This is a genomic window from Magnetospirillum sp. SS-4 (assembly GCF_902729425.1).
Classification (GTDB): Bacteria; Pseudomonadota; Alphaproteobacteria; order Rhodospirillales; family Magnetospirillaceae; genus Phaeospirillum.
Genome location: NZ_CACVCH010000109.1, coordinates 1 through 3,503 on the forward strand (window position 1 = coordinate 1; position 3,503 = coordinate 3,503).

General features: G+C 62.6%; 3 protein-coding genes. 1 reads left to right on the top strand and 2 read right to left on the bottom strand.

Annotated elements, in window-relative coordinates; genetic code table 11:
* Positions 1-1,263: 1,263 nt before the first annotated feature.
* Together MTBSS4_RS17725 and MTBSS4_RS17730 are read right to left on the bottom strand one after the other, a co-directional pair.
* Positions 1,264-1,770 (bottom strand): hypothetical protein, encoded by a 507-nt coding sequence (locus MTBSS4_RS17725; protein WP_173984710.1) that lies wholly within the window; start codon positions 1,768-1,770, stop codon positions 1,264-1,266.
* Between the two features lie 49 nt (positions 1,771-1,819).
* Entirely contained in the window at positions 1,820-2,806 is a 987-nt protein-coding gene (locus tag MTBSS4_RS17730; RefSeq protein ID WP_173984711.1) for a metallophosphoesterase, read from the bottom strand.
* Between the two features lie 202 nt (positions 2,807-3,008).
* Here MTBSS4_RS17730 and MTBSS4_RS17735 point away from each other — a divergent pair, with 202 nt between their 5' ends.
* Complete coding sequence (locus tag MTBSS4_RS17735; RefSeq protein ID WP_173984712.1) at positions 3,009-3,392, top strand: response regulator; 384 nt, start codon at positions 3,009-3,011, stop codon at positions 3,390-3,392.
* Positions 3,393-3,503 lie beyond the last annotated feature (111 nt).

The window sequence follows — 3,503 nt, forward strand, 5'->3', positions numbered from 1 at the left end:
CGTCCGCACCGGCTCCGGTGGTTGAGGCGGCTCCGGCTCCTGCCGTGGAGGTAACGGTTGCCGCGCCTGCCGCCGATGAAGCTTCTTCAACTGCTCATGAGACTGCCGCCAATCTGGACAGCCGGGCCAGTGCCGCTGATGCAGCCGCCTCAGCCGCCCATCAGACTGCTGCCGCGGCTGATTCCATTCTCGCGCAGTCCGAGCTTTCATTCAGTCATGCCGATAGCGTTGCGAAGAGTGCGGTCGAGGCCGCCTCTGTCGCTGACGGCAATCTCAAGGCAGCCAGCGCGGTCGCGGCTGCCACCGATGCAGCTGCCGCCCAGGCCGATGCCGCCGTTGCCGCAGCGCAAAAGGCACTGGATTCGGTTAGCTCGGAAAAGGCACCCAAAGGAAAAGCAATCGGATGGTGGGATAATCACAACCAGTCCGTAGCCACTGCGCAGGCTGCCCTGGACAAGGCCAAGGATGAGGCCAAGGCGGCCCATGAGGCTGACGACAAGGCAGATGCGCAGCTACAGCAGGCAATGGCTGATTCCGAGAGTGCCCATGCTGCGGCAGATTCCGCTCTTTCGGCTCGGGATACGGCGGCAAATGCCCTTCAATCGGCCAGGGTTGCCGCGGCGGAGGCTCATGCCGCCGCCGACAGCGCCGATAGTGCTGCTGCCGCCGCTCACGCCGACGCCAATACGGCACATGATGCTGCGGATAAGGCGGATGACGTTGCTGCCACCGCCCATGCTGAGGCTAACTCAGCTCCGGACGGAAAGTCCGAGGTTGGTGCCAAGGAGCATGACGATCACGGCCACGGCAACGACCCCGGCAAGATCGATCCGGATAATCCGGGAGCAAAGACGGACCAAGCCTCACCGGACGGAAAGCCCGAGGTTGATGCCAAGGAGCATGACGATCACGGCCACGGCAACGACCCCGGCAAGATCGATCCGGACAATCCGGGAGCAAAGACGGACCAAGCNTCACGGCCACGGCAACGACCCCGGCAAGATCGATCCGGACAATCCGGGAGCAAAGACGGACCAAGCCTCACCGGACGGAAAGCCCGAGGTTGATGCCAAGGAGCATGACGATCACGGCCACGGCAACGACCCCGGCAAGATCGATCCGGACAATCCGGGAGCAAAGACGGACCAAGCCTCACCGGACGGAAAGCCCGAGGTTGATGCCAAGGAGCATGACGATCACGGCCACGGCAACGACCCCGGCAAGATCGATCCGGACAATCCGGGAGCAAAGACGGACCAAGCTTCACCGGACGGAAAGCCCGAGGTTGACGCCAAGGAGCATGACGATCACGGCCACGGCAACGACCCCGGCAAGGTCGATCCGGATAATCCGGGAGCAAAGATGGACCTTGGTGCCCCGGACGGCACGCATGACAGTGCAGTTGTGGCTCATGACACGGGCCATGGCGGTGAGGTGCAAGAGGTTGGAGGAGCTGGGCATCTGGGAGGAATCAGTGGAGGCGATGCGGGGTATCAGGATGCCGGCCATGATTTCCTGACCTTCGATGACTCCCATGGACACCAAGGTGATGCGGGTGGCGGCGACTGGCTTGCTCAGGTGTCCGATGCGCACGGCGCGGGTGATTCCGGAGGGCATGCCTCCGGTGACTGGCTGGCTCAGGTGAGCGCACCGGCGGAAGGCGGGCACGAAGCCCATGGACAGCATGGTGACGCACAGGCCGACTTCAATGCGGTCCCACCTGATGGAGGGGGGCATGCCCATGTTGAAGAAAGCCCAGTCAACCACCACGGATAAGCTACCTGTCCGGTGAAGGCGGGCACTTTGGAACTGACCTGCGTCAGGAGCCGAGGACCGGTTTCAAGCGGATGATTCCGATTTCCGGCGGCGCATTGAAACGGACCGGTATTCCTGAAACTCCCGCTCCCCGGCTGGTGATTCCCTGCATGGCGCCGACGGTCCAGCGGCCCTTGACCCAACCGGTCGTGTCGTGTCCCAGCCGGACCGGGCGATGAGACATGACTGCCTTGCCGCCCGGCAGGCATATCTGTCCGCCATGGGTGTGGCCGCAGAGATAGAGGTCGTAGCCTCGTTCGGCGGCCTCCGGGGCCATATCCGGCGAGTGCACGAGAGCCAGTCCGAAGCGGTTCGTCCTGGTGTGGCCCTCCAGGTCCAAGGCAGCCTTGGCGTCTGGTGTGTAATAGCGATGGACGTCGTCCAGCCCGGTGACCACCAGCCGCGCCTTTCCCCGGCGGATGACCATGGTTTCATTGATCAGGCACTGGATGCCGTGGCGCTCGAATGCCGGCACCATGTCGGCGGTGTCGTGATTTCCCAGAACCGCCCAGGCTCCATCCCTGGGGCGGACCCTGGCCGCCAGGGTCGCCATGCACGTCTCGACCAGATCGAAGGGACCCGATTCCCCGAACCGGTAATCGCCCGTCAGCACGAGGAGGTCGGGTTTGGTTGCACCGGCTGCCGCGATGATCGCCGGCCCCAGTGAAGGGTGGGCGTCGAAGTGAGGGTCACTGACGTGGAGGATGGAGTAGTCATCAAACTCCACCGGCAGGGCGGAACAGTGCAGCACATGCTCGGTGACCTGGATGTCGAGCATGTTGGCGGTCGCCCGCTTCGAAAGGCCAAGAGCCTTCACCCCCCAGCCGAACAATCCTTGAAGGCCGTGGATGAGGCCGGAAACCCGTGCCCGTCGGATACCGGCGGGCGTGAAGCGCAGATTGGGCAGCCCCTCCATGCGCAGGCGTTCCTCCTGCCAACGGACGCGATGATCGTTTCCCAGAATCGGGTGTAATGAGGCAATGGCATTCATGAGGTCGCTCCCAAATCATGCGATCTGGAGTGGAGCTTTCACGTTGCATGCCGTTTTACCGGCCCCACCAGGAGGATGTTTTCGCAAACTTCATTGCAAAATGCGAATCAGCGCCGGTTTCTCCCGCAAAAAGCCGCCGTTTCCGTGGCATGGAACATGCAGCCTCCAGGTCAGAATTGTCATGCGAGGCTGGAGAACGGTCATGGTGGTGCAGGTGGTGGATGACAGCGATGTCAATCTGTTCGTGATGGCCTCCATGGTCCGCAAGTTGGGACATGTGGCCGAGCTTCACTCCGATCCCATTGCTGCGTTGGCGGCATGCCGGTCCGGCATACCCGATCTCATCATTGTCGATTTCATGATGCCCGAGATGGACGGGATCCAGTACACCCGTTCCATCCGGCAAACAGAAGCCGGTCGCCTCGTTCCAATCGTTCTGGTTACCGCGTCCCATGATCCTACGGTGGAGGGGCGGGCCATGGATGCCGGAGCGAATGCCTTTCTGACCAAACCCTTGCGGTTTCCCGATTTGAAGGAGGTGGTCGACGCCCTTCTGCCGGATCGTAATCGGGATGGTGCGCCATGAGCGCGCGAATGGAACGGATGGCTCGCGGGCGGCTGGTGCTGGGGGGCGGTGCGGCCCTCATCATCATGATGGTTGTCGCGTCGGGCCTGATGATTTGGCGGGGATACCAGG

What these genes read in the sequence shown, in the direction of transcription:
- MTBSS4_RS17735 (WP_173984712.1), top strand. Translation starts at nt 3,009, where the DNA reads ATGGTGGTGCAGGTGGTGGATGACAGCGATGTCAATCTGTTCGTGATG.
- MTBSS4_RS17730 (WP_173984711.1), bottom strand. Translation starts at nt 2,806, where the DNA reads ATGAATGCCATTGCCTCATTACACCCGATTCTGGGAAACGATCATCGC.